This is a genomic window from Bombella dulcis (assembly GCF_026385505.1).
In the GTDB taxonomy this organism is placed as follows: Bacteria; Pseudomonadota; Alphaproteobacteria; order Acetobacterales; family Acetobacteraceae; genus Bombella; species Bombella dulcis.
Window position 1 is genome coordinate 373,905 of record NZ_JANIDV010000001.1, and the last position, 24,148, is coordinate 398,052.

General features: G+C 50.8%; 22 protein-coding genes and 1 tRNA gene. 16 read left to right on the top strand and 7 right to left on the bottom strand.

The features are described 5' to 3' along the window. Positions 1-56 precede the first annotated feature (56 nt). A complete protein-coding gene (locus tag NQF87_RS01700) occupies positions 57-1,301 on the top strand; it encodes a Gfo/Idh/MocA family protein (protein WP_266126689.1) in 1,245 nt (414 codons plus the stop codon). 63 nt (positions 1,302-1,364) lie between these two features. On the opposite strand, the gene ruvX is transcribed toward NQF87_RS01700, so the two are convergent. Beyond that, positions 1,365-1,829, bottom strand: coding sequence for a Holliday junction resolvase RuvX (ruvX, locus tag NQF87_RS01705; protein WP_266126690.1), 465 nt, complete (start codon positions 1,827-1,829; stop codon positions 1,365-1,367). A gap of 71 nt (positions 1,830-1,900) precedes the next feature. Between ruvX and gatC the strand changes: the two genes are divergently transcribed. The 5 genes from gatC (at position 1,901) to NQF87_RS01730 (ending at position 5,897) form a co-directional block, all read left to right on the top strand. Then, positions 1,901-2,188 carry an Asp-tRNA(Asn)/Glu-tRNA(Gln) amidotransferase subunit GatC gene (gene gatC, locus NQF87_RS01710; protein WP_266126691.1) on the top strand — a complete coding sequence of 96 codons (288 nt, stop codon included), beginning with the start codon at positions 1,901-1,903 and terminating at the stop codon, positions 2,186-2,188. Continuing rightward, on the top strand, positions 2,188-3,675 hold the full coding sequence (gatA, locus tag NQF87_RS01715) for an Asp-tRNA(Asn)/Glu-tRNA(Gln) amidotransferase subunit GatA (RefSeq protein ID WP_266127029.1): 1,488 nt from the start codon (positions 2,188-2,190) through the stop codon (positions 3,673-3,675). Before gatC ends, gatA begins: the two co-directional genes overlap by 1 nt. Then, entirely contained in the window at positions 3,672-5,132 is a 1,461-nt protein-coding gene (gene gatB / locus NQF87_RS01720; RefSeq protein WP_266126692.1) for an Asp-tRNA(Asn)/Glu-tRNA(Gln) amidotransferase subunit GatB, read from the top strand. The genes gatA and gatB overlap by 4 nt, the downstream gene beginning before the upstream one ends. 94 nt (positions 5,133-5,226) lie before the next feature. Further along, positions 5,227-5,319: transfer RNA gene (locus NQF87_RS01725), tRNA-Ser, on the top strand. Between the two features lie 200 nt (positions 5,320-5,519). Continuing rightward, the gene (locus NQF87_RS01730) at positions 5,520-5,897 is read left to right on the top strand and encodes a helix-turn-helix transcriptional regulator (RefSeq protein ID WP_266126693.1); all 378 of its coding nucleotides are present in this window, start codon (positions 5,520-5,522) and stop codon (positions 5,895-5,897) included. 375 nt (positions 5,898-6,272) lie between these two features. Here the strand turns inward: NQF87_RS01730 and NQF87_RS01735 are convergent, their stop codons facing one another. Together NQF87_RS01735 and NQF87_RS01740 are read right to left on the bottom strand one after the other, a co-directional pair. Then, a complete protein-coding gene (locus NQF87_RS01735; protein WP_266126694.1) occupies positions 6,273-6,500 on the bottom strand; it encodes a hypothetical protein in 228 nt (75 codons plus the stop codon). 34 nt (positions 6,501-6,534) lie between these two features. Continuing rightward, on the bottom strand, positions 6,535-6,768 hold the full coding sequence (locus NQF87_RS01740) for a hypothetical protein (protein WP_266126695.1): 234 nt from the start codon (positions 6,766-6,768) through the stop codon (positions 6,535-6,537). Between the two features lie 1,127 nt (positions 6,769-7,895). Between NQF87_RS01740 and NQF87_RS01745 the strand changes: the two genes are divergently transcribed. Both NQF87_RS01745 and NQF87_RS08820 read left to right on the top strand, forming a co-directional pair. Further along, positions 7,896-8,288, top strand: a complete 393-nt coding sequence (locus tag NQF87_RS01745) for a MucR family transcriptional regulator (protein ID WP_266127030.1) — start codon at positions 7,896-7,898, stop codon at positions 8,286-8,288. A gap of 130 nt (positions 8,289-8,418) precedes the next feature. Next, positions 8,419-8,658, top strand: coding sequence for a helix-turn-helix transcriptional regulator (locus tag NQF87_RS08820; protein ID WP_407651976.1), 240 nt, complete (start codon positions 8,419-8,421; stop codon positions 8,656-8,658). A gap of 261 nt (positions 8,659-8,919) precedes the next feature. Here the strand turns inward: NQF87_RS08820 and NQF87_RS01750 are convergent, their stop codons facing one another. Continuing rightward, the gene (locus tag NQF87_RS01750) at positions 8,920-9,207 is read right to left on the bottom strand and encodes a phage integrase central domain-containing protein (RefSeq protein WP_266126696.1); all 288 of its coding nucleotides are present in this window, start codon (positions 9,205-9,207) and stop codon (positions 8,920-8,922) included. Between the two features lie 23 nt (positions 9,208-9,230). Here NQF87_RS01750 and NQF87_RS01755 point away from each other — a divergent pair, with 23 nt between their 5' ends. After that, a complete protein-coding gene (locus NQF87_RS01755; protein WP_266126697.1) occupies positions 9,231-9,653 on the top strand; it encodes a hypothetical protein in 423 nt (140 codons plus the stop codon). Between the two features lie 557 nt (positions 9,654-10,210). Here the strand turns inward: NQF87_RS01755 and gpmA are convergent. Continuing rightward, positions 10,211-10,963 (bottom strand): 2,3-diphosphoglycerate-dependent phosphoglycerate mutase, encoded by a 753-nt coding sequence (gpmA, locus tag NQF87_RS01760; RefSeq protein ID WP_266126698.1) that lies wholly within the window; start codon positions 10,961-10,963, stop codon positions 10,211-10,213. A gap of 196 nt (positions 10,964-11,159) precedes the next feature. After that, positions 11,160-12,455: an MFS transporter gene (locus tag NQF87_RS01765; RefSeq protein ID WP_266126699.1), complete on the bottom strand. Its 1,296-nt coding sequence runs from the start codon at positions 12,453-12,455 to the stop codon at positions 11,160-11,162. Positions 12,456-12,922: 467 nt separating this feature from the next. Here NQF87_RS01765 and NQF87_RS01770 point away from each other — a divergent pair, with 467 nt between their 5' ends. Then, positions 12,923-13,189, top strand: coding sequence for a (2Fe-2S)-binding protein (locus NQF87_RS01770; protein WP_266126700.1), 267 nt, complete (start codon positions 12,923-12,925; stop codon positions 13,187-13,189). Between the two features lie 38 nt (positions 13,190-13,227). On the opposite strand, the gene bfr is transcribed toward NQF87_RS01770, so the two are convergent. Then, entirely contained in the window at positions 13,228-13,722 is a 495-nt protein-coding gene (gene bfr / locus NQF87_RS01775; RefSeq protein WP_266126701.1) for a bacterioferritin, read from the bottom strand. Between the two features lie 313 nt (positions 13,723-14,035). Here bfr and nfsB point away from each other — a divergent pair, with 313 nt between their 5' ends. From nfsB to NQF87_RS01805, 6 genes are all read left to right on the top strand, one after another. After that, positions 14,036-14,719: an oxygen-insensitive NAD(P)H nitroreductase gene (nfsB, locus tag NQF87_RS01780; RefSeq protein WP_266126702.1), complete on the top strand. Its 684-nt coding sequence runs from the start codon at positions 14,036-14,038 to the stop codon at positions 14,717-14,719. A 154-nt stretch (positions 14,720-14,873) separates the two neighbouring features. Next, positions 14,874-15,071, top strand: a complete 198-nt coding sequence (locus tag NQF87_RS01785) for a hypothetical protein (RefSeq protein WP_266126703.1) — start codon at positions 14,874-14,876, stop codon at positions 15,069-15,071. A gap of 111 nt (positions 15,072-15,182) precedes the next feature. After that, the gene (locus NQF87_RS01790; protein WP_266126704.1) at positions 15,183-16,148 is read left to right on the top strand and encodes a hypothetical protein; all 966 of its coding nucleotides are present in this window, start codon (positions 15,183-15,185) and stop codon (positions 16,146-16,148) included. Positions 16,149-16,796: 648 nt separating this feature from the next. Beyond that, the gene (locus NQF87_RS01795; RefSeq protein ID WP_266126705.1) at positions 16,797-17,114 is read left to right on the top strand and encodes a plasmid mobilization protein; all 318 of its coding nucleotides are present in this window, start codon (positions 16,797-16,799) and stop codon (positions 17,112-17,114) included. Then, positions 17,111-18,289, top strand: coding sequence for a relaxase/mobilization nuclease domain-containing protein (locus tag NQF87_RS01800; RefSeq protein ID WP_266126706.1), 1,179 nt, complete (start codon positions 17,111-17,113; stop codon positions 18,287-18,289). Before NQF87_RS01795 ends, NQF87_RS01800 begins: the two co-directional genes overlap by 4 nt. Before the next feature lie 486 nt (positions 18,290-18,775). Continuing rightward, a complete protein-coding gene (locus NQF87_RS01805; RefSeq protein WP_266126707.1) occupies positions 18,776-24,016 on the top strand; it encodes a type ISP restriction/modification enzyme in 5,241 nt (1,746 codons plus the stop codon). Positions 24,017-24,148: the final 132 nt, after the last annotated feature.

The window sequence follows — 24,148 nt, forward strand, 5'->3', positions numbered from 1 at the left end:
CATCAGCCTTTGTAATCGTGCGGGGCTGCTTATTGAGTGAAAAGGATGTATTCATTATGAGTTCTCACTCACCATCTAATAAACCGGTAAATGCAGGCCGTCGGCATGTTCTCGGGGCACTGGGTGCTTCCATTTTGGCTGGTGGGGCTGGCAAGGCCATGGCCCAGTCTCTGGGCTTTCCGGCACCGCCTGCTGGTCTGGGGCAGCGTCCGTATCCGAACCTTCTGCGCCCGCTGAATGACGGACCGCGCAAATTTGGCTATGCCATCGTGGGGCTGGGCAAATATGCGGTCAACCAGATCCTTCCGGCCTTTGCAGAGTGCGAATATGCCAAGGTGACGGCACTGGTCAGCGGTGACATCAACAAGGCCCGCCGCATCGGGCAGCATTACGGGATTGATGAATCGCATCTCTACACCTACGACAATTTTGACAAGATTGCGCAGGACCCGGAGGTTGATGCCGTCTATATCATCCTGCCGAACTCGCTCCATGCTGATTTCACGGAGCGTTCCTTCCGGGCTGGCAAGCACGTGCTGTGTGAAAAGCCGATGGCCGTCACTGTGGAAGAATGCCAGCGCATGATTGCTGCGGGCAAGAAGGCGGGCAAGAAGCTGATGATCGGCTATCGCTGCCATTTTGACCCGGTCACGCACAAGGCCATGGACCTGGCCCGCACCAGCATCGGCAAGCCACAGATCATCAGTACGGATAACGGGGACAATACCGATCCGACCGATCCGACCTACCAGTGGCGTCTGACCCGTGCCCTGTCTGGCGGCGGTGCTCTGATGGACCTGGGAATCTATGGCATCAACGGGTCACGCTACATGCTGGATGAAGACCCGATCGAGGTGCAGGCAACCATCATGCCGCCATCCGATCCGATGTTCCGTGAGATTGATGAAACGATCGTCTGGATCATGCGGTACCGTTCCGGTGCCGTGGCACATGGCAGTGCCTCCTTCAACGTGAATGCCATGTCCCGCTTCAATCTTCAGGGGACGGAAGCCTCCCTGCGGATGGACCCGGCCACGAGCTACTGGTGCAACAGCGTCAGCCACTGCACGAGTGGGGACACGCATACATGGTCAACACCGATGTTCACCATTCCGGCCCTGAACCAGTTCTCGGCCCAGCTTGACCATCTGGCCATCAGCGTTGCGAACAACACGCCGCTGGCAGCCACGGGGGAGGAAGGGATGCAGGATGTCCGCCTGATCCAGGCCATGTATCAGTCGGCCAATTCCGGCAGCCGCCCGGTTTCCACGGACTGGGGTGACTGGCGCAAGACCATCTGATCTTCCAGCCGGATGAGACGACAGTGAAGGGAGGCCGTGTCCTGCACGGCCTCCTTTTTTTGTTCAGGAGGCCGTGGCGTCCAGCCAGCCCTGGAGCATGTAGGCCGCCGCCATCTTGTCGACCACTTCACCACGCCTCTTGCGGGTCATGTCGGCCTCCTGAACCAGAAACCGGTTCACGGCACTGGAGGAGAGGCGTTCATCCCACAGGCAGGCGGGCAGGCCCAGCCGTTCACTGAGGTCATTGGCCCAGTCGCTGGCCGCCCGGGCCGCCGGGCCGAAGCTGCCGTCAAGGGAAAGCGGCAGGCCGACCACAAGGGCACCGATTTCGTGTTTCTGGCAGAGTTCCTGAAAGACCGGGATCATCTGTTTCATCTTGCCACGGGTCAGCACGGTCAGGGGCGAGGCGAGCATGAGAGCAGTGTCGGAAAGAGCCACGCCAATCTGCCTGCTGCCGGGGTCCAGCCCCAGAACGGAATGTGCGGCGGGAAGCTGATTACGCAGGTCGTGTGGATTGAATAGTGTCATGGCAAAGGGGTATGATCGCTCTCATGGCCGTAAAAGGCTGATGTGACTGATGTCTGAAAACAGGATTATACATGTCGCTTGATGCGAGAACAGTGGCAAAAATGGCCAGACTGGCGAGGGTTGGTCTCTCGGATGAGCAGGTTCATACCTATCAGAAAGAGATGCAGGGGATCATCGGCTGGGTTGACCAGCTCAATGAGGTCGACGTGACGGATGTTCCGCCCATGATCGGAACGGGTCTGGCCCAGCCACGCCTGAGGGATGATCAGGTGACGGATGGTGACTGCCGGGAGAAGGTGCTCTCCAATGCGCCGGACCGTGAAGGCCCCTTCTATACCGTGCCGAAGGTGGTGGAATGATGAGCAGCATTTTTGACTACACTCTTGCTTCCGCCCGTGAGGCTCTCCGGGCACGCAAGGTCTCGGCCGTTGAGCTGGTCGATGCCCATATCGACGCCATCGAGCGTCTTGATGACGGGCTGAACAGCTTCATCACCCGCACGCCGGAGCAGGCCCGTCTTGCCGCAAAAGAGGCAGACGCTCTTCTTGCCAGAGGTGAGGGGGGAAGCCTGTGCGGGCTGCCCATCGGGATCAAGGACCTGTTTGCGACGGAAGGTGTCCGCACGACGGCGGCCAGCAAAATTCTGGGCAATTTCGTGCCGCCTTATGAAAGCACGGTGACCGCCAACCTGAAGCGTGACGGGGCCATCTCGCTGGGCAAGCTGAATCTCGATGAATTTGCCATGGGGTCCACCAACCTGACATCCGCTTTTGGTGGGGTGGAAAATCCGTGGAAGCGGTGTGATTCCGATGCAAAGCTTGTTCCGGGCGGGTCGTCTGGCGGGTCAGCGGCGGCTGTGGCGGCCGGACTTGTGCTGGGAGCAACTGGCACGGATACGGGCGGTTCCATCCGTCAGCCCGCAGCGTTCTGTGGCATCACGGGGATCAAGCCGACTTATGGCCGCTGCTCCCGGTTCGGGACGATCGCCTTCGCCAGCTCTCTGGATCAGGCAGGCCCGATGGCCCGCACGCTTCAGGACTGTGCCATCCTTCTTGAATCCATGGCCGGGTTTGACCCGAAGGATTCCACCAGCGTGGACCGGCCGGTTCCGCATTATGAGGCGGCCCTTGGTCGTGGCGTGAAGGGGCTGAAGGTCGGTATCCCCAAGGAATACCGCATTGATGGCCTGCCCGCCGAGATTGAAGCCATCTGGCAGCAGGGGATCGACTGGCTGAAAGAAGCCGGTGCCGAGGTGGTGGAGATTTCCCTGCCCCATACGAAGTATGGCCTGCCTGCCTATTACATTGCGGCTCTGGCAGAGGCGTCTTCCAACCTTGCCCGGTATGACGGCGTCCGTTTTGGTGAGCGTGTGCAGGGTGCGTCTCTTGATGCACTCTATGAAGCCACCCGTGCCGCCGGGTTCGGTGATGAGGTGAAGCGTCGTATCCTGCTGGGCACCTACGTGCTGTCTTCGGGCTATTACGATGCCTACTATCTCCGTGCCCAGAAGGTCCGTACGCTGCTCCAGCGTGACTTCCTGAAGGCTTATGAGACGGTTGATGTCATTCTGGCACCGACGGCCCCTTCCGGGGCTTTCGCCTGGGATGAAAAGCCGACGGACCCTGTTCAGGTCTATCTGAATGACGTCTTCACGGTACCGGCCAGCATGGCGGGTGTTCCGGCCCTGTCCGTTCCGGCGGGTCTGGACAGCCGTGGCGTGCCGCTCGGGCTTCAGCTGATCGGCCGTTTCTTTGATGAAGAAACGCTGCTGGCGGCTGGTTCCGTGCTGGAGAAGGCTGCTTCCTTTACCCATCGTCCCACCATTCATGCAGGGGTGTCAGCATGAGCGCATATCGTATCACGGGTGAAACTGGCGAATGGGAAGTCATTGTCGGGCTGGAGGTCCATGCCCAGATCGTCAGCCAGTCCAAGCTGTTCTCCGGGGCGTCCGCCGAATATGGCGGGGAGCCGAACACGCATGTCAGTCTGGTCGATGCGGGCTTTCCGGGGATGCTGCCTGTCCTGAACCGTGAGTGCGTGGCACAGGCCGTGCGGACGGGGCTGGGGCTGCGGGCGCAGATCAATCTTTTCAGCCGCTTTGACCGCAAGAACTATTTTTATGCTGACCTGCCCACGGGCTATCAGATCAGCCAGTTCGAGCATCCGATTGTCGGCAAGGGAACGGTCGAGATTGAACTCTCTGATGGCGAGGTCCGCCATATTGGCGTGACCCGGATGCATATGGAGCAGGATGCGGGCAAGTCCATTCACGATCAGGACCCGACACGGTCTTTCATTGACCTGAACCGTGCCGGCGTTGCGCTCATGGAGATCGTCAGTGAGCCGGATATCCGCTCACCGGAAGAGGCCGGGGCCTATATCCGTAAGCTGCGTCAGATTCTGCGCTACCTGGGGACGTGTGACGGCAACATGGAGGAAGGCTCCATGCGTGCTGACGTGAATGTCTCCGTCCGCCGTGAGGGGGAAGAGGGGTACCGCACACGCTGTGAGATCAAGAATGTCAACTCCGTGCGTTTCGTCATGCAGGCCATCGAGGTTGAGGCGCAGCGTCAGGTTGACATCTGGGAGTCCGGTGGTGAGATCGATCAGGAGACCCGCCTTTTTGATCATGTGAAGAGCGAGACACGTTCCCTGCGGACGAAGGAAGACGCCCACGATTACCGTTACTTCCCGGAGTCTGACCTTCTGCCGTTGGTCATCGAACAGTCCTGGGTGGATGAGCTGAAAGCGGCCTTGCCGGAACTGCCGGAAGACAAGCGTGCCCGTCTGGAAAAAGAATATGGCGTGTCCCGCTATGAATCCGGCGTTCTGACGGCTGAGCAGTCCGTTGCGGACTTCTATGAGACGGTTGCCCGTGGGGCTGATGCCCGTCTGGCCACGAACTGGATTCTGGGCGATTTCTTCGCTGCGCTGAACCGTACGGGGCGGACCATCGAGGACAGTCCCGTATCGGCCGAGGCCCTGCGAGAGCTTCTGTCCCTCATCAGTGATTCCACCATCAACGGGAAGATTGCCAAGGAAGTCTTCGAGGACATGGTGGAAACAGGGGAGAAGGCCTCCGTCATCGTGGACCGCAAGGGTCTGCGTCAGGTGACGGATACGGGGGCCATCGAGGCGGCCATCAATGACATTCTGGCTGCCAATGCCGACAAGGTGGCCGAGTACAAGAGCGGGAAGGACAAGCTCTTCGGTTTCTTCGTCGGTCAGACGATGAAGGCCATGAAGGGGAAGGCAAATCCTGCCATGGTGAACGAGCTGCTGAAGAAGCTTCTGGCCTCCTGAAAATTATGAAAAAGAGTGCTGTAGGGGGGTTTACGCAGGCGTCATTTCCCCCTACAAACACTCCTGCAAACGCCGTGTAAAAACCGTTTACAGCGGAGGGGTGGCCGAGAGGCTGAAGGCGGCGGTTTGCTAAACCGTTATACGGGTAACTCCCGTATCGTGGGTTCGAATCCCATCCCCTCCGCCACAGTTCCCCCCCCCCCCCCCCGTAAAGTAGGTTGCCGCTCCATTGTTGAGCGGCTTTTCTTTTTTGAGGCCTCCACTGAGGCCCCAAAATTATTTCCTTATTCCCCGAGGAATTTTGTTCAACATCTTTGTTGATTTCTCCCTCAAAAAAGAACGAAAAAATAAACATGGGGGTCAGCATGAGGCGGACAGGATAGTTATATGACGACATGCACGGGTTCGCAGGGTTTCAAGGCGGAACGATTACAGCAGGTGCTGCGTGTCCGGGGCCTGACAAATTTTCAGCTGGCCGCCCTAGCCAATGTAAGCAATGCAGCTGTCGGGGAATGGTGTAATGGCAGCCGGCTCCCAAGTCTGGAAACCGCCAAGAAGCTATCCGACCTTCTTAACGTTCGGCCTGAGATATTCATGAAGGAATATAAGACGGGGCTTGGAAAGGCCTATTTCAGGAGCAACGCAAGTTCTCTCAAGCGTGGCCGTGAGATGCTTAAGGCCCGGATGGAATGGGCGGTAGACGGCGGTATTATACCGCGCCATTATCAGGGGATCAGATCAAGAAGGTTCGGGCTTGCGTTTTGAACGGATTAGGACTCTTCTCGTTGACAAACCATCTGTGAATGTCAATATAAGCACTGTACGCCGTTCTCTAGCCTTTCTAGGCAGATCAGCATCTAAGACCTCGTAAGGGGCCGCCGCACACCATGGTGATATCAAACCGCAGTGCGGTGCAGAGAGCGACCCAGATTGATGTTGGACCGTTTCTATAATATGGCCACTCCTACGGGCCCGGCCAGCAGTCCTCTCGCAAAATCATCATCGTTCGGCCTCTCGCACGTCAGTTCCGTGAAAAACCCTCTTCTTTGCTTGGGCGGTGTGTGAATAATCCAGTTTCCGTTCACGCCGTCATTAAAACTGTCATCCAGTACCAGCGGGCTATCGCCATTTAGGATGGCATCACCCGGCTTTATTTGTGTTCAACGCCCGGCACTCCGCTCGTTCATTCCCGTAGTCCGTCAGGAACACCGGAACCTCTATCAGTTCCGGATGCGCCCTAAGTTCCGATGCCAGTACAGCCTGTTCCTCATGGCTGTACTGGACCAGAGGCGGGCAGGTGTAGCGGACACCTGAGCGGGTGAGCAGCCAGACAGCATTCCCGCAATGCAGGCCGCAATCAGAGCACATGCGGCCAGATATGAGACGATGTATCGGTCACACATCAGAATTCTCCCTTGTCGAGCGTTCCGAGTAGCTGGTTGTTTCCCCTGATCCCGTTCGTTCGGGCAGCGAGTGCTCTCCGGGATGAGGCGGCTTCTTCATTGGCCGCCGAGGTTGCCTCAGCTTCAGACCGGACCCGGGTGGAATTACGTCCGGCTCGGTTGGCGTACCAGACAATCCCGACAATGAATGACAGGATGGCGACGACAATGCCGCCGATAAAATATGGGGTCATGTACCCTCCGGTTACTCTTGCCAGTTCAGGTGCGCCCGGTTTCCTCGGCACCATATATTCAGTCAATACCTCCGGAATAGGAGGAATTCATGGCCGCCGCCGGGCTGGATCTCGTGTCCTTCTTCTGGAGGCGGCTCTCGAGGCGGAAGCTAAAATTACCAAGACTTTCATATCGCTCCGGGATGCACGGTCCAGCGGGAAAAGCCCTCTTCTTCAATACAGAGAGCGTCGTGATGTGGCGACCCGACAGTAGTGGAGTTTTCGTAATGGTTGGTTGATATTTCTCCTACCCTGATCGGGAAGAGCAATCGCCTTAACGCGGACGACCTTTCAGAAGAGGGGCGCATCATTACAGTTACTGACATGCGCCTGAGCGGTGATGCAGAGCAGCCGCTGGTCATTTAGATACGATGGCGACAATGGTCGACTTTATTATCCATGCACAACTATACGCCAATTGCCCATATCTGGGGGACGGATGGTGGCGTATTCAAGGGGCGTAAACCCCACCTGTACCGTGATCCGACTGTTATTTCGGCAAGGAGGGGGAGCAATCCATTCAGAGGCTCAGAAATGGGCACAAGGGTCCATCCAGAGGTAAGATCCGCTGCCAGTCGGGACGAGCTTGAGAAAGTCACTCAGGAACGGGGTGTTATCAATACCAGAAACAAGCTTAGGGACGAGGTTCCCAATCTGGAAGAAAACGTTTCTTTTGAGATCAGTCAAAAGCTGTCTTCATGTGATCAATTAAATGAGGTGCCATCATGGGTCTGATCATCTTTCTTACTTATCGCCGGATACCTGGCACTCGGCATTGTCTGGCGGATATCCCTTTTACGCACCAGTAGCGGATACCGCCCTGGCCTGAGCAGTGCCGTGGTCTGCTTAACTTTGTGGCCTCTGATCGGGGTTGCTGAACTGAATGAATAATGGGTGCAGGAGAGGATGGCGTGGCTTTATCAATCATAATCGTCGTTTGGCTCTATCTTGTGGTAGGGTTTGTTTGCCCGTTACAGGGAAAAAATCTATCGTCCTAGCTGTTCCCGTGGCATATGGTCAGTAATCAGCACCGTTTTATTCTGGCCGTGCAAGATGGCGGTCGTGTTCTGGAAGAAGTGGAGGAAGGAATGACCGACCAAATAACAAAACTGACAGCTCAGATTATCAAAGCGTATCTTACAAATCATGAGGTGACAGCCGAGGCAGTACCTGGTTTGGTCCGTTCTGTTCGTGATGCCCTTGCCGCTGAGGCAAGCTCGGTTAAATCAAAGCAGGAGAAGCCCGTTCCAGCCGTGCACCCTCGCAAGTCCGTATTCCCTGACTACATCATCTGCCTAGAAGATGGGAAGAAGCTCAAGACACTGAGGCGGCATCTTATGTCAACTTACGGCATGACCCCACAACAGTATCGGGGGAAATGGGGTCTTCCAAGCACCTATCCGATGGTGGCACCATCCTATTCCGCACGGCGGTCAGAGATTGCGAAAGAGAAGGGTTTGGGAAGGAATGTTGATGACTGAGCCGGAACTCGAGCCGTGCTTGCTTTGTCCTGATGGGGAGCCCGAGGCTTATAGAACTGACGGGTCAAATTATTAATATGTTCTTTGTATTGGGTGTTGGGCTCAAGGCCCTAATGCTTCGACAGCCAAAATGGCGGCTCAGCGGGAACACCAAATCGGGGAAGAAGGGATAAGTAAAATCGAACCACTTAGGTCGAAGGGAGAGGTCTCCAAATATCTAGGTGTAAGCAAGCCAACCCTTGAACGGTATATTCGGCAGGGAAAATTCCCCAATGGTTTCAGGCTCTGTAACGGCCATCTTCGCTGGACGAAGAAGACACTTCTGGCCGAGGTCGAGAAGGCGGCGCAGAGCGAGATGGAGTCTGCGTAATAGCATTGGCTGGAGCACCTTTTCCAAAAAGGAGGTCAGCCCATTCTTGGACGATTTCCTTTCTTTAGCCTAGATGAAGCGACCTGTTGTAGACTGCTTTCACTTTATCTTTGGGGAGATGAGCCAGCATCAGGTTGATGACGTAGCGGTCTTCTGGCGGCTTCTAATTCATTATCGAGGATAAAGCCGACCGGAACCCGTGCGGGATGTGATGTTCAGCGTATCCGTTTTGTTTCTAGATCGTAGATAAAGCCATATTACTCATGGATTTTTCTGGCGACCTTTCGGCACTTTCTGGAGTATCCTTTTTAGTGGGAAGGCCGAGGCCGTCTGGGCTATACCGCAGGCAATGCCGTACAGAGGAATATGGCACTGATCTGCTGGCAGACCTGGTGTGCTGTCTCCGATGGCCTTCTTAGTCTCAACACGCTTCAGGATAACCAGAATCACCGGAGACGTGATCTCGCTGAGGGAGACGTTGCCGATAGCTGGATAAACGTATCTTTCCAGACTGCTGATTACCTCAGAGTGGTGTTTGCTGATCTCCACGCTAGGAATGTCTGTCCAACTCATTGTTCTACGATCTGGTGGAAGATCCCCTCACCATTGACGGTATATGCTTTGCGCTGCTTCTAGGTCAGGGCTGGGATCAATACCTGCCCGCAAAACTTTACATGGGCAGCATCCTTGGCCTGTCTGGCCTCGACCAGGCTTACTTCTGGATATGCTACAAACGAGAGTTTGCGTTCTTTGCCATCAATCCTATATTTGAGATGCTAGTGTTTCGATTCGTTGGGCCGAACAAGAAGGTAAGGCCCTTGGCCGTCCGCCAGTTTGTGGGGCTTTTCTTTTCCTTTGGCGTTCTTGATTTCCGTATTTGTCAGCATGGGGGCTCCACAAAAAATGAGGCCCCAAATCGATGCAGTGCAATGTGTCACAATGCACTGTGGCGAAGGGTTTATTTGCTAGAAATGCTAGATTTCCGCCATTCATGACAACGAGTGAATAAGTTTTGCATATACATTGTGACAGAATCCCCTCCGCCACGGTATTACGCTAGACGGTGACAGAACCTGCAGTAAACAGGCAAAAATGAATGCCAGATCGTGGCATGATGTGACATGTAGCGACAATTAAGGGCAGAAAAAGCGGTGTATTGGCTATAAGTAGGTAAGCACTGAGTGGTGTTTCTGTGAAACGTCTCCTACAGAAAAGCTGATTTATATAGTCTAGCTATCGGGGTTTTTACTCAACGGATCGAAATTCTGGCAGTTCCGACATAACCAGGTCGTCGGGAGAGAGAATACATTATCAATTGCCTGTATCCTGAGGCTTCTCTGGCACAAACAAAAACTGCTCGCGACAAAGCCTAATTTGGTCTCAGGGAAACCGTGATTTTAGCATCATTAGAAAGCAGGAAAAGGCAGCTGCTCCAAGGGGGAACTCCATCATACCATTTTGAGGAATTTCTAAGCACAGCGTAAGGAGTGATAAATAAGAAGGGCGGCTCCCTGAAAGGAATTGCCCTTCCTCTGCCGATGGCATCCAGAGCTTATTTGGCTTTGCCCTGATTGGCGACGGCTGCTGCCTTGGCAGCGATTTCGTCCGCATCACCCAGATAGTAGTGCTTGACCGGCTTGAAGTTCTCATCGAACTCATAGACCAGCGGCACACCTGTCGGGATGTTCAGGTTAAGGATTTCATCCTCTGTCATGTTGTCCAGATATTTCACCAGGGCACGCAGGGAGTTGCCGTGAGCGGCGATGATGACCTTCTCGCCCTTCTTGATGCGGGGCAGGATGGCCTTCTCCCAGTAAGGAATGACGCGCTCGATGGTCAGGGCGAGGCTCTCCGTGACGGGCAGTTCCTTTTCGCTCAGGGAAGCGTAACGGGGGTCATGGCCGGGGAAGCGTTCGTCGGAACGTTCCAGAGCAGGCGGGGTGACGGCAAACCCGCGACGCCACTGCTTGACCTGTTCATCACCGTATTTTTTGGCCGTCTCGGCCTTGTTGAGACCCTGAAGGGCACCGTAGTGACGCTCGTTCAGACGCCAGTTCTTTTCGACCGGCAGCCAGGCCTGATCCACGCCGTCAAGAATGTTCCAGAGCGTATGGATGGCACGTTTCAGAACGGAGGTGTAAGCGTAGTCGAAGGAGTAACCTTCCTTGTGCAGCAGCTGGCCGGCAGCCTTGGCTTCGTTGCGTCCTTTCTCGGACAGGTCCACGTCGTACCAGCCGGTGAAACGGTTTTCCTGATTCCACTGGCTTTCGCCGTGACGGACCAGAACAAGCTTTGTGACGGCCATGATGATCTCCTTAGTACATAAGGGTTTAGTAACACCGGGAGATTGCGCCACTACAGGCCGAACTGCAAGGGTGCAGTCTCGATTCACGGCCTTTGTGAAAGCATGGCCGTTATGAGAAGAGAAACGGTCCGGTCATGAAAAAGGCCGCTCCCAGAGGGGAACGGCCTTTCGGGGCGTGAGACGTATCAGGGCAGGATCATGACGCCGCTGATTTTTTCTCCTGTTCCGCCGTATAGCGGCGGGCTTCCGGAGAGACTGTCAGCATCATCGTCATGCCGGCTGACAGCAGGTAGATGATGGCAAAAGCCCAGATGACATAGGCCATGCCCACGCCAAAGATCATGCCACAGAGTGACACGATGGCGGGACCAACCCATGTCGAGGCACCGGCTCCCAGCCCCAGGATGGAGAGGGCAGCCGCTTTCTCCCGGGGGCATATCTGCGGCATCAGGCCTGACAGCGGGACGAAGGCAGCAACGGACGCACCATAGAGGATGCCCACCACGGCAGCAGCGGCGAAATTGCCCGGATACCATAGGGGCACGTAGTAGAAGAGGGGAATGGTGATGAAACCGCCAACACCCCCGAATGCGGCGACAACAAAGCGGTATCCGATCCTGTCGGCGATCATGCCGGAGATGAGATTGACGATGATGTTGCTCAGGAAGATGAGAGATAGCAGGTTCAGCCATTGCCCCAGAGTGAAGCCGAGATGGTCGACAAAGAAGCCGGGCATGATGGCCAGGAAGGCATATTCCGAGGAGGTGTCAATGGTCCGGACAATACCGGCAATGAGCGTCTTCGGCTCCCGCCAGACGATGCTGATGGACCCCAGAAAAATCTGTCTTGCAGGCACGTCGGCAGGAAGCAGGCGTCTGGTCCCCGTAGGCTCCCTCGTGAAGAGCAGGGCAATGAGACCACCGATGACAACCAGCCCCAGTGAGCACCAGAAGGTGTTGATCTCACCAATGGCCGGGATGGCGAAGCGGGCGAACTGGGAGCCAAGAGTCGGCAGACCTGCTGAGAAGGAGAACCAGAACCAGCCAGCCGCCGCCCCCAGCATGGAGATCGGTGTTGCAGCGGCGATCCAGACCAGAAAGCCATAGGCGAAGAGAGGATAGGCGAATCCCCGCAGGGCGTAGAAGGTCAGGATCCATGTACTGTTATTGAGGGTCAGCCCAAAGACGAGGAAACCGACCTCCAGCATGGCCCAGAGAATCAGGCCCATCCACATGACCTTCTTGGGTCCCATGAGGTCCGAGAGCGGCCCGGCAAACCAGGCGGCAATCATCACGGTAATGCCATAGAACGTGAAAAGCTCGTTGACGAAACTCTGGGGATGACCGGTATGGAGCATGAATGTGTCGAGATAGCCGGCCTCGACACCGTCACCAACCATGAAGAGGAGCTGGCCGACAAAGGCCCAGAAGAGGGCACCGGGTATGCCTATTTTTTCAACAAAACTGCGTTTCGTATCTGGCGCATCTGCCATAAAAGTCTCTCCGCTTACGGTGGGAGGGAAGAGAGGCTGACAGTCAGCTTGTCCATGCCCTCGCAGATGATTATTCAGACCCTACGAGAGTGCTCGGGTCTTCAGAATGTGCACTCGGTACAGAGGCAGTCTCAATATTGTAAGTCGTGAAGATAGTAGACCATGTGTGGCTCTGTACGAGGAAGGATACACTTCATAACACGGGAGTAATTTTTTTTCAATTTACGTTCCATGGTGCCTTTTTAAAGAATTCTGCCTCATGCAGAATGCGGAATTCTTCTCTGTTCTCATGAAATATTATATCTCTGATAGAAAATTTCAGGACAGTCTTTTCTTCCTTTTCCTGTTTCGTTTCAGGAATGATTTTTTCTGGTATGGAGGGGGAAAAGGGGAGAATTTTTTAGTTGCGAAAGAATGTCATTATCATTAGCGTCTGAGGGCAAGGCCAGATTGGAGGCGGGACCCAGATGATTATATGCTCATGCAACGGCTTGTCTGACAGAGATGTACACGCTGCCATCCAGGCGGGGGTGGTGAAGATTTCTGAGATATATTCAGCACGCCAGTGCCGGGTGAAATGCGGGAACTGCGTGAAAGGCGTGGCCTGCCTGCTGAAAGAGGCCCGGCAGAAGAATTGTGCCTGCCCGGGTACGGCGGCAACCATCGAGCAGAGCGTGGTTGCCCAGATGGCCGACAATGATGACATGGTACAAAAAAAAGAAGCCTCCCTGTAAGGAAGGCTTCTTCTCATAGAGACAGCTTTTTACAGCTATCAGTGACCGCTGTTCTGGTCTGCACTCTCTGAGTTCAGAGTGATGTAGCGTTCCAGACCGATCTGCTTGATGAGGTCCAGCTGCGTGTCGATGAAGTCCTCGTGGGACTCTTCGTCGGCAAGGATGCGGAAGAGCAGGTCACGGGACACGAAGTCACGCACGCTTTCGCAATAGGCGATGCCTTCGCGGATCTTTTCCAGAGCCAGAGCCTCGACCTTCAGATCGCATTCCAGGATTTCCTTCACGTTCTCGCCGATCTGGAGCGGGTTCAGGTGCTGGAGATTCGGCAGGCCACCGAGGAAGAGGATGCGCTCGATCAGCCAGTCGGCGTGACGCATCTCCTCGATGGACTCTTCATATTCCTTCTTGCCCAGCTTGGTGACGCCCCAGTGGTTCAGCGTGCGGGAGTGCAGGAAGTACTGGTTGATGGCTGTCAGCTCATTGGCCAGCTGAGCGTTCAGATATTCAATAACCTTCGGGTCTTTAGCAGCCATTCTGGCCTCCATCTCAAGAAGTGTGACTGTAGGAACGTGTCCAACGGGGCCGGGTATAGTGCGGTGAAAACATAAAATCAATAAAAAAATGTATTTTTCATGTATTCGTATTTGATAATCATTATCATCATGAAGTTGTTGAAAGGGATTATCAAATTCACCGAAGATATATACGAATGTTTTCTAGTGATACATTCTGGCTTTTACATTTCCTGTCATGACGACAGGTTTTTCTTTTAAATATTCCGTATCCAGCAGGATGATGGAGGAGAGGACGCTTTACCGGTCCTATATTGTTTGATAGATATGGAACATGAAATCAGATGAAAGGATGAGACTGATGGACCTGCTTCATGTTCTGAAAAAACGCTACGCAACCAAGGCCTATGATGCCACACGGCGCATTCCTGAAGAAACGGTGAATCAGCTTCTGGAGGCCCTGCGTTACAGCCCGTCTTCCGTCAATGCCCAGCCCTGGCATTTCATCGTGGCTGATGATGAGGCGGGCAGACAGCGTGTTGCCAAAGCGACGCCAGATATCGGGTCGCTGGCTTATAACAGGCCGAAGGTTCTGCAGGCATCCCACGTTGTGGTGCTGTGTGCCCGCAACGAACTGCCAGAATCGTACCTGACAGAGGTTCTGGACAAAGAGCAGCAGGATGGCCGTTATGTCGACAGCACAGCCCGTGATGGCTTTGCCGCTGCCCGTGCCGGTTATGTCAAGCAGCACCTTGATGCTGGCGATGTGATGTTCTGGAACCAGAAACAGGTTTACATAGCGCAGGGCTTCCTGCTTCTGGCGGCGGGACTGCTTGGCGTGGATGCCACACCTATCGAAGGTTTCCTCCCGGAAGCTCTTTCGGAGGAGTTTGGGCTGGAAGAAAAGGGGCTGACCCCGCTGGTCATGGTATCTCTCGGTTATCACGCTGACAGCGACGCAAATGCCAGACTGCCCAAATCCCGCCTGGCACGGGATGTGGTGTTTTCGAAAGCGTAAGATGGCTCTTCTTCAGGCTGGGGAGGATATTTTCTCTCCAGCCAGTTTCTCTGGGCATTGATCGTGATTTAAAAGGGCTATGTTTACAGTTGCATATTCTTGGTTCACACTTTGAAAAGTATGTGTACTTATAGGCTAGTGGACAAGAGATATTATGGAACGGTTTAATTGCGTCTTTCTGAATAAAGATAGTGGTGAGAAAATTTTTGCTTGTTTAGAGTTGCGGGATAATAAAAATATTTTATTGCGTGCAATTAGTAGTAATTCAGAGCGTGGATGGAAGGAATTATCAGGAATTTATGAAATAGGAGAGGGTGAGACTTTTAAAGGAAAAGGAAATTATTTAAAATAAGATGAAATTTCGTTAATTTTTGAATTAAATTTTGAAAAAAGTCCTCTTTCTAAAGATGTTTTTGCATCATTTGGTAATTTTTCACTGAAAAATGAAGATGACAACATCTCTTTGGAAGAGTTTTCTGTTGAAATATGGAGTTTAACAGGCGGTGAGAAGAGTGGAGTTATTGAATCTCTTCTAAAGGAAGTGAGTAAGTTATCTAATGAATTGGATAATTTGAAGAATTCAAGTAATAATCTTTCAAGAAAGATAGAGGAAAATGAGGTATCGATTGGAAAGATAGACGAGAATAGTAAGTATTTATCTGAATCGCAGGAAAAACTTTTAGAAGATATATCTTCTTTTCGAACAACAAAAAAAGATTGTGAGGAGTTGTTTGGAGATTGGCAGGAGAAGGAAAAGGTTCTTGCAGAGATATTAGATGAAAATAAGAAAATAAACGAGACATTGAAAGAAATTTCTTCTCAGGCTGAAAATACCAATCAGCAAGCAAAAGACGCGTTAGAAATAACTACAACAATGAGTTTGGCTAGAGCTTTTAAGACCCGTAAAGATGAAGCTAAGGTATCTGCAAAAATTTTTTCTTGGGCATTTTATATATCAGCAGGAATAGCTATTTTAATAGTGTTAGGACAATTTTTATTTTTAGAATTACATAGTGATAATGAAATTAATCTTCTTAATGCATGGCTTGGGAAAGCACCTGTATTAGTATTTTTGTTTTGGGTAGTTCAATTTTCTTCTAAGAAGTCATCTCAGCAACATTCGATAATGGAATTTTATGCACAAAAGCAGGCCTTGGCTGAATCTTATCAAGGATACAAGGATCAGATTAAAGAATTTGATGGAGCAGATTCGGAGTTGGAAAAATTAATGACAATCAATTTGGAATCAGTGGGCAAGGATTCCTCAACAGTGATGGAGCAGTCTCACCGTGAGAAGCACAGTCCATTTTTTGAATTGATAGAGCTCTTATTGATCTGGAAGGGGGTTAAGAGAGACGTGATTGATAAGAATGTTGTCAAAAAGAATACGAGTCAAAAGGATAATAAGGTGAATGGGGAGTCTCCGTAACGGGAGATTCCTCAGATTCTAAAGGGAGAAATATGTCTCCCAGACTGAGGGGATGATAAGGCAATTTCAACGCTTAAATAGAAGCCATCGTGCAGGAATACCCGCTGAAAAGAACAAAGGCATTCTTCTCACTTAGGATTGCCAATTTTACAAGGAGGAAAAAGTGGCGGAGAGAGAGGGACTTTTAGAAGTCCATTTTCAAAACCGCAGAACCTCAATATTCGCAGAAAACTTTGGCCTCTAAGAACAGTCCAAGTACCACAAACGTGTACCGTGTACATAACCTTTGCCTCTCATTTTGTCCACTGAAAATTCCTTGAGTCATAGAGCGAGTGATTTTTTCATTATAAGCTGGATAGCTATGGGCGTGTGCTTGCCCCTCTATTCACTGGGCATCGCTATCTAAAATGGTGGCTTACTAGGATTGGTAGTGATCCCAACGGTCATGCAAGCACAGTGCCGTTTAAATAGTATAAGCTACGATAAAAATGGGGGGTTTTAGGGGGGCGAAGCCCCACAAACAAGGCCCAATGTGCGTAGCAACATTGGGTAGCCTTGTTTTAGATAAAAACTCTTAGCCTCCGCTCATCGGTTAAAAACTTACTGAAATCAAATAATCTTCTCAGAGCTCTCCATTAAAATCTGAATATGGCAAATCAAAATAACAAGCGTGCCAACACGCTACGAGTTCGGCTTTCGGATGATGAGAAAGCCCAATTCAAACAAAAAGCAGCTGCGGCTGGGGTATCCACATCTGAGTTAGTGCGGCAATCGGTAAAGGTTGCCACTATTACGAACAGAGAAGACAAAAGGAAAATCATAGCCTCCCTTGGTCGTATTAACTCTAACCTCAATATGATTGCTCGTTGGGTGAATACCTACAAAGCATCAGTTGAGACCTCGGCGGTTGTGACCGCTCTTATGGAAATTCAATCTTTGATTCAGATGTATATAGGTGAGCAATGATTGTTGGCTTTTCTAAGCATGGCAAAGGCCGCAGTGAAGGGCCGGTGGCTTATATGGTCAATCCTAAAAGAGCTGGACGTGAATCTGCCCTTCCTGTTGTGGTAAGAGGTGATCCAGATATAACCAGGAATATAATCAACTCACTGAAGTATAAGAAAAAATATACTTCTGGGGTTCTTTCCTTTGCCCCTGGTGAAGATATCACACCAGAGATAGAACAAGATATTATTGATCGCTTCGAGCAACTCGCTTTTGCCGGACTAGAAGCGGATAGATATAATATTTTGTGGGTTCGCTATACCCATGCTGGGCACCATGAACTCCATTTTGTTACTCCTAGGGTAGAGCTCGCCAGCGGGAAATCTTTGAATATCAAGCCGCCGGGAAAAGGAACGCAAAAGGCATTCGATAATTTTCGTAGCATGATCAATGCCGAATATGGATTAGCTGATCCAGACGACCCGGACCGGACGCGTGATTTAAAACTCCCGCAACATACTTTGAAATTAGCTCAAGAGATGATCAGGAGGGGAGAGAAACCTCCGGATAACATTCCCCAAATTGTCGATGGAATAATGAAGCAAAGAGCGTTTGAGGGGCTTCTTAAGAACCGCTCGGACGTAATTCAGCAGCTACATGAGTTAGGCCTAAAAGTTACACGGCAGGGTCGGAACTATCTCACCATTCAAGATATCGGTGAAGCTACACAGAAATGGCGGTTAAAGGGAGCGTTATACAGTGAAGAATACAATTTCTCAGAGCTTAATGGAGAGGCTAAAGAGGCAGCAGGAAGAGGAGAACGCGATTATTCTGAACCAGACAAAAAAGCAGCTCGCCAGTTTGCGGAAGCGGTTGAATGGCATACTCGCAAAAGAGCTGAATACAATGGAGAACGATATAAGAAAAATACAGAAACCAATCATAAAGCTTTTGACATATCGCTTCTTACTTCCCTTCCTCATAGGAATATGTCTGATGATTGGTCTAGTTCTAGGAGCTCAAAACATACCCCAGGTTTGGGTGAAGAATATTCAGAGGTCGCTGAGCCTCACACCAGACATGAGGCAAAGCAAGTTCATCTTTTCCCATGCGGCAACTACCGTTGCGTAAAAACAAACCCTCAAATGCCATCTTACGGGACGAATGGCGAGTGGCGAGTGGTAGCGGAGGACTAAGAAATGACCGAGTTAGAAACAATCTTGTTAGAGACTTTGAAGTGTTATCAGAAGCAATTCACATAAGAGCAAGACAACAGTCGCGCGAGACAAGTGATCTTAGAAGAAGAGCAGGACGCACTCAGAATATCTCAAGAAAATTTATACAGTTTTTACGAAAATATATCGAGCTCTCAGAGAGAGATAAAGAGCGAATTAAGCAAACTTTTAGCACTATTAAAGGCCTCTTAAAATTAAAAAAATAGACACATACGCAAGAGCTAAATAAACGCGATACACCTCGTTTTTGAGGCGTATCGCATCTAGCACAGACAAGTTATATTGAGACCTTTTAAGAGGGTTTTTTATTAAAGGCCCTCTCTCATAAATCCAAGAATATGATTGATTTTTGATCATATGATTAACTGCTAAAATGCATATAGGCAGCTAGCCTTCAAGGGGTTTCTTTAATATCATCTTACAAAACAACATAATGGTACTCTTATTATGACGGCGACGCAGGATAACTCACTCAAACAAATTTTAAAAAGTTTTGAAACAGATTCAACTGGTCGCCAAATCTCACAGAGAGATAAAGGCACAAGTTTTGAAAAACTCGCCCTGATTTATTTTCAAAATGAACCTAAATTTAAACGTCTATTTTCCGAGGTTTTGACCTTTGGAGAATGGGTTAAAAAATATGTCCCTGATTGTTCGGGCCGTGATACTGGCGTTGATCTTGTTGGTGTGATGCGGGACGGTTCAGGCTTTGAGGCCATTCAGGCTAAATTTTATAGCTCTAACCATACAATTTCTAAAAAAGAATTGGATAGCTTTGTTACAGCAAGTAACCGCCTAGAATTTACATCCCGCCGTATTGTCGCCACCACGGGTAAATGGGGTGATAATGCCAAGCAGACAATGGCAACGGTAGAGCCATGTATCTATCTTACAACCATTACAAACCTTGAAAATTCAACAGTTGACTGGTCACTATATCTTAAATCAGGACAAACCAAGGCACTTCCAAAGAAATTTCCCCGTGAGGAACAGACTGAGGCCATTTACAAAACCGTACAGGCTCTAAAAGAAGGATCTGTTTCAAACCCTGCAAAGGGCCGCCTTCTCATGGCATGTGGGACGGGCAAAACCTTCACATCTCTTAGAATTGCTGAACAGCTTGGTGGCGAAGGTAAGATTGTCCTTTTCCTTGCGCCATCATTGTACCTTGTTTCTCAAACGCTCACTGAATGGACACAGCAGGCCTCCCATGAGCTGTCCTGCTTTGCCGTTTGTTCAGATAGTGAGGTGGGCAAGAAAAAAGATGAACTTGCTCGTGTTGAAACCGAATTAGATTATCCAGCTACAACGGACGCTTCTAGTCTCTATAAAGCGATTTCAAAAGTCAGAGTGTCCGCTGATGGCAAAGAGAAAATGATTGTCATTTTCTCTACATATCATTCCTCCCAAGTTATTGGAGACGCTCAAAAGCTTGGGCTTCCTGCGATTGATTTGGTCATTTGTGATGAGGCTCATCGCACAAGTGGTGCAACTCATAAGGATGAGGAAACAAAAGCGTTCCAATTCATTCACGATCCTAATGGAATTGCCAGAGCTCGTACGCTCTTCATGACAGCAACCCCGCGTATTTTCTCATCGACAGCTCTAGAAAAAGCAAAAGATGCAGATACGACACTTTATTCTATGGATGATGAGGATATTTATGGTCCCATCATCTTTGAGATTTCATTTGCATATGCCGTACAAAAAGAACGGTTGTGCCCTTATAAAATTGTTGTTCTTGGGGTCTCAGAAAGTGAAGTTGCCCAAGCTGTTCCCGGCGCTTTAAATAATAAAGATAACAATATTACCCTTGATGTTGCTTCACGCATTATTGGGGCTTGGAAGGGCCTTTCTAGACAAGATATGCGTGGCGAAGATGAAATACGCCCCATGCATCGTGCGGTGGCATTTTGCTCGACAATTGATCCTTCAAAAAAACGAAATAACAGCATAGCGTCTCGTGTTATCGAAACGGGCTTTTCTGAAGTTGTTGATGAGTATCGTAAACGACACGGTGGAACAGGAGCTTATTGTGAGGTTCAGCATGTCGATGGGGGGATGAACGCAGCCGAGAAAGCCGCTCGGTTAGATTGGTTAAAGGAAGACGCTCCACCAATTATTGATGAAGAAACGGGAGAAGAACAGGACGTTTGTCGTATCCTCTCTAACGTCCGTTGCCTCTCTGAGGGAGTGGATGTTCCTGCGTTGGATGCTGTGGTGTTCCTTGCTCCGAGCAATAGCGAAGTGGATGTCGTTCAGTCCGTTGGGCGAGTGATGCGCCGTGCCCCGGGTAAGAAACGTGGCTATATTATTATTCCTGTTGTGGTGCCAGAAGGCCGGACAGCCGATGAATATTTTACCAAGGGATCAACAACATTCCGCACAGTCTGGATGGTGCTTCAGGCACTAAGGGCGCATGATTCCTCTTTAGATGATGAATTGGACCGTGTGAATCTTGGAGGAAAACTAGACCATACGAAAATGGAAGTCGTATGCGTATCTGCCAACGCACCTCCACGTTCCAAAAGTAAAGCTCAAACAGCTTCCGACAATGTAAATAAAAACTTAGGTGGAAAAGCTAAAGAAGAGCGTGCTTCTGAAGAGGAAACTGAAAATCTAGGCCAGCAGCTTGTTATGCAATATGGCCAGCGGGAAAAATTGGCTGATGCACTTTATGCGCGCATTGTCCAGAAGGTTGGTAATCGCAATCCGTTTGCCCGGTGGTCTAAGGACGTCAAACGCATTGTGGACCGACACATCATCAGCATTACCCGTCTTCTGGATGGTCAGCTTCCCCTTGGGGCTGGGCATGAGGAAGAATGCAGCCTGCAGGAGACATCCGCCCGTGCCCGGAAAGTCTTTGACCGCCTGAAGATGGAGATCCACGCCTCCATTAATCCAAACGTCTCTGAGAGCGAGATTATTGAGATGTTGGGCCAGCACCTCGTGACAGGCCCGGTCTTTGATGCTCTTTTTGGGGAAGATGGCGGCCATAGTTCCAACCCCATGACGCAGGCTCTTAATGCCGTCACGCAGGAACTTTACGCCAACGGTCTGACGAAAGAACAGCAAGGACTGGAGAGCTTTTATGACAGCATCCGTGCCCGCCTGAAGGACGCCACCCCGGAGAGCCGACAGGCCCTGACCATCCAGCTTTATGATGATTTCTTCCGGGAGGCCTTTAAGAAACAGGCTGACAAGCTGGGCATCGTCTTTACACCGGTGCCTGTGGTGGACTTCATCATCCGCTCGGTCGAGCATGTGTTGCAGACGCAGTTTGGTTGCGGCATGGGGGATGAGAAAGTATCCGTTTCGGACCCTTTTACAGGTACAGGCAGCTTCATTGCCCGCCTGATTGACCTAAAGCAGCGCCATGCTGATGGCAGTGAGGGTGAATATATTATCCCTACCGAAAAACTAGCAGCCAAATATAAAGCTGCTCGGAAAGAAGACGCCATTCTGGGCAAGCCGGGCCTCTGGGCGAATGAACTCGTCCTGCTGGCTTATTATGTTGCAGGCATCAATATCGCTACCTCCTACACCGCCCGCACGGGGAGGGAGGCACCCTTTGGGGGCCTCTGCCTGACAGACACGTTCAATCTGACAGAGCATGTAAAGACGGACAAAACCCTGCATGACGGTATGGGCGGGTACTTAAAAGGCAATAGTGAGCGCATCCTCGCACAGGAGAGTGCCCCTATTCGGGTGATTATTGGTAATCCGCCTTATTCTGCGGGGGCCAGCAAAGCCGGACAAGCACAGAACGATAAGTATGAATATCTCGATCAACGAATTGAGGAGACATACGCTAAAAGTTCTAAATCCACGAACAAGAACTCCCTTTATGATAGCTATATTCGCAGTATCAGATGGGCTTCTGATCGTATTGGGGAACAAGGCATCATCGGTTTTGTGACCAACGCAGGTTTTATAGAAGGGGCTGCGAGTGGTGGATTGCGGAATAAGTTAGAGGAAGAGTTTTCTAATATATGGATTTTCCATTTAAGAGGCTTACGTGGTCAAAAGACAGCGGGAGAACGAGCCAAAAAGGAAGGCGGACAGATATTTGGCATGGGTAGTTCCGCAGCTATTGCCATCACAATTTTAGTCCGTAAAAAAGGTTATACAGGCAAGGGGCAAATCCATTTTTGCGATATTGGCGATTATCTTACGGCGCAGGAAATCTATAGCCGAGCCGGGGCGGATTTAGATAACGCTCCGGTCAGTGACAAGTTCCATTGGCTTCATCGCTTTGCGTCTATTGCCGGGATTCCAGACAAAGCCCCTGATGCGGGGGAGGACACTAATCCAGATGGTACATTCCGCTGCTGGCAGATGCTGGCTCCTGATGAGCATGGCGATTGGCTGAATCAGAGAGATGATAGCTTCTCGGCCTTCATGACGATGGGCAGTAAAAAAGGCGAAGAAGGGATTTTTAGTGTCTATTCAAACGGGTTGAAGACACAACGTGATGCATGGGTTTGGAACTTCTCTCAGGCGCGTATTCAGCAGAGTGTAGAGGGGCAGGTTGCGACTTATGAAGCGGAGCGAAGCCGTCTTAATGCGGTTCTGCCCAATGCAAAAAAAGAGGCCCGGCTGAACGAATTAAAACGCTCCCCTGATTTTGAGACAATGGCATTGAGTTGGACAAGAGCTCTGCAGAATGATGTAGCGCGGGATAAACCCTTATCTGTCTCTGAGGGCGAAGTTCGTGTTGGGATGTACAGACCTTTCACGAAGGAAGTGCTTTTCTTTGGCCGCAGACTGAATGAAATGGTCTATCAGCTTCCTAAAATCTTCCCAGAGGCTGGGATGGCAAACAGGGTGATTTGTGTAACGGGTGTGGGTAACACGAACCCTTCATTTTTTATCTCTAATGTAATTCCTGATTTGCAGGTTATGTTTAATGGGCAATGCTTCCCCCTTTATCACTATGAACCCATAAAAACGAAACATCCCGAGGGGGATATGTTCGGGAGTGTGGGGGAGACGGGGGCGTCCCGTTACAAAAAGAAAACTGCCATCACGCCAGAAGGGATGGCCTATTTTCGCCAAGCCTGGCCCAAGGCGCAGTTTGATGAAGAAGATGTGTTTTATTACATCTATGGCCTGCTTCACGCGCCGGATTATCGCAGCCGCTATGCGACTAGCCTCTCAAAGGAGTTGCCTCGCATCCCATGTGTGAAGACGGAGGACGGCTTCTGGGCTTTCTCCAAAGCGGGGCGGGAGCTTGTAGAGCTTCATCTAGGATATGAGACGGCAGAGCCTTATTTCGCACTGGATGACGCTGCGCATGTGCATATCAAAACCAGACCCGGCCTGACGGATGAACAGCTTTACCGTGTCGAGAAAATGGCCTTTGCCAAAACCCGCAATGAAGACGACAAGCGCATCCCCGACCACACCCATCTGATCTATAATGATCATATCGAAGTCACCGGCATCCCACTGGAAGCCTATGAATATCAGGTCAATGGCAAATCCGCTCTTGAATGGGTTATGGATCGCCAGCAGGTCAAAACCGACAAACGCTCCGGCATCACTAACGATCCCAACGACTGGGCCTTCTCCGAAGCAAAAGACGCAAGATGGCCTCTCTTGTTGTTCCTAAAGGTGCTGACAGTATCTCTAAAAACACGGAGTATCCTTAAAGGTCTCCCCAAATTTGATATTGTGGATAAATAACTTATCCTCATATCTATCGTGAGATACTGAGATTATGCCCCTCATAGAGTTAGTCTCTATGAGGGCATAGCTTCTATTGCAATAAAAACTTCAACGAAAATGGGAAATGAACTTTTTCCACAAAAGTTGCAG

What these genes read in the sequence shown, in the direction of transcription:
- NQF87_RS01700 (WP_266126689.1), top strand. Translation starts at nt 57, where the DNA reads ATGAGTTCTCACTCACCATCTAATAAACCGGTAAATGCAGGCCGTCGG.
- ruvX (WP_266126690.1), bottom strand. Translation starts at nt 1,829, where the DNA reads ATGACACTATTCAATCCACACGACCTGCGTAATCAGCTTCCCGCCGCA.
- gatC (WP_266126691.1), top strand. Translation starts at nt 1,901, where the DNA reads ATGTCGCTTGATGCGAGAACAGTGGCAAAAATGGCCAGACTGGCGAGG.
- gatA (WP_266127029.1), top strand. Translation starts at nt 2,188, where the DNA reads ATGAGCAGCATTTTTGACTACACTCTTGCTTCCGCCCGTGAGGCTCTC.
- gatB (WP_266126692.1), top strand. Translation starts at nt 3,672, where the DNA reads ATGAGCGCATATCGTATCACGGGTGAAACTGGCGAATGGGAAGTCATT.
- NQF87_RS01730 (WP_266126693.1), top strand. Translation starts at nt 5,520, where the DNA reads ATGACGACATGCACGGGTTCGCAGGGTTTCAAGGCGGAACGATTACAG.
- NQF87_RS01735 (WP_266126694.1), bottom strand. Translation starts at nt 6,500, where the DNA reads ATGTGCTCTGATTGCGGCCTGCATTGCGGGAATGCTGTCTGGCTGCTC.
- NQF87_RS01740 (WP_266126695.1), bottom strand. Translation starts at nt 6,768, where the DNA reads ATGACCCCATATTTTATCGGCGGCATTGTCGTCGCCATCCTGTCATTC.
- NQF87_RS01745 (WP_266127030.1), top strand. Translation starts at nt 7,896, where the DNA reads ATGACCGACCAAATAACAAAACTGACAGCTCAGATTATCAAAGCGTAT.
- NQF87_RS08820 (WP_407651976.1), top strand. Translation starts at nt 8,419, where the DNA reads ATGGCGGCTCAGCGGGAACACCAAATCGGGGAAGAAGGGATAAGTAAA.
- gpmA (WP_266126698.1), bottom strand. Translation starts at nt 10,963, where the DNA reads ATGGCCGTCACAAAGCTTGTTCTGGTCCGTCACGGCGAAAGCCAGTGG.
- NQF87_RS01765 (WP_266126699.1), bottom strand. Translation starts at nt 12,455, where the DNA reads ATGGCAGATGCGCCAGATACGAAACGCAGTTTTGTTGAAAAAATAGGC.
- NQF87_RS01770 (WP_266126700.1), top strand. Translation starts at nt 12,923, where the DNA reads ATGATTATATGCTCATGCAACGGCTTGTCTGACAGAGATGTACACGCT.
- bfr (WP_266126701.1), bottom strand. Translation starts at nt 13,722, where the DNA reads ATGGCTGCTAAAGACCCGAAGGTTATTGAATATCTGAACGCTCAGCTG.
- nfsB (WP_266126702.1), top strand. Translation starts at nt 14,036, where the DNA reads ATGAAATCAGATGAAAGGATGAGACTGATGGACCTGCTTCATGTTCTG.
- NQF87_RS01785 (WP_266126703.1), top strand. Translation starts at nt 14,874, where the DNA reads ATGGAACGGTTTAATTGCGTCTTTCTGAATAAAGATAGTGGTGAGAAA.
- NQF87_RS01795 (WP_266126705.1), top strand. Translation starts at nt 16,797, where the DNA reads ATGGCAAATCAAAATAACAAGCGTGCCAACACGCTACGAGTTCGGCTT.
- NQF87_RS01800 (WP_266126706.1), top strand. Translation starts at nt 17,111, where the DNA reads ATGATTGTTGGCTTTTCTAAGCATGGCAAAGGCCGCAGTGAAGGGCCG.
- NQF87_RS01805 (WP_266126707.1), top strand. Translation starts at nt 18,776, where the DNA reads ATGACGGCGACGCAGGATAACTCACTCAAACAAATTTTAAAAAGTTTT.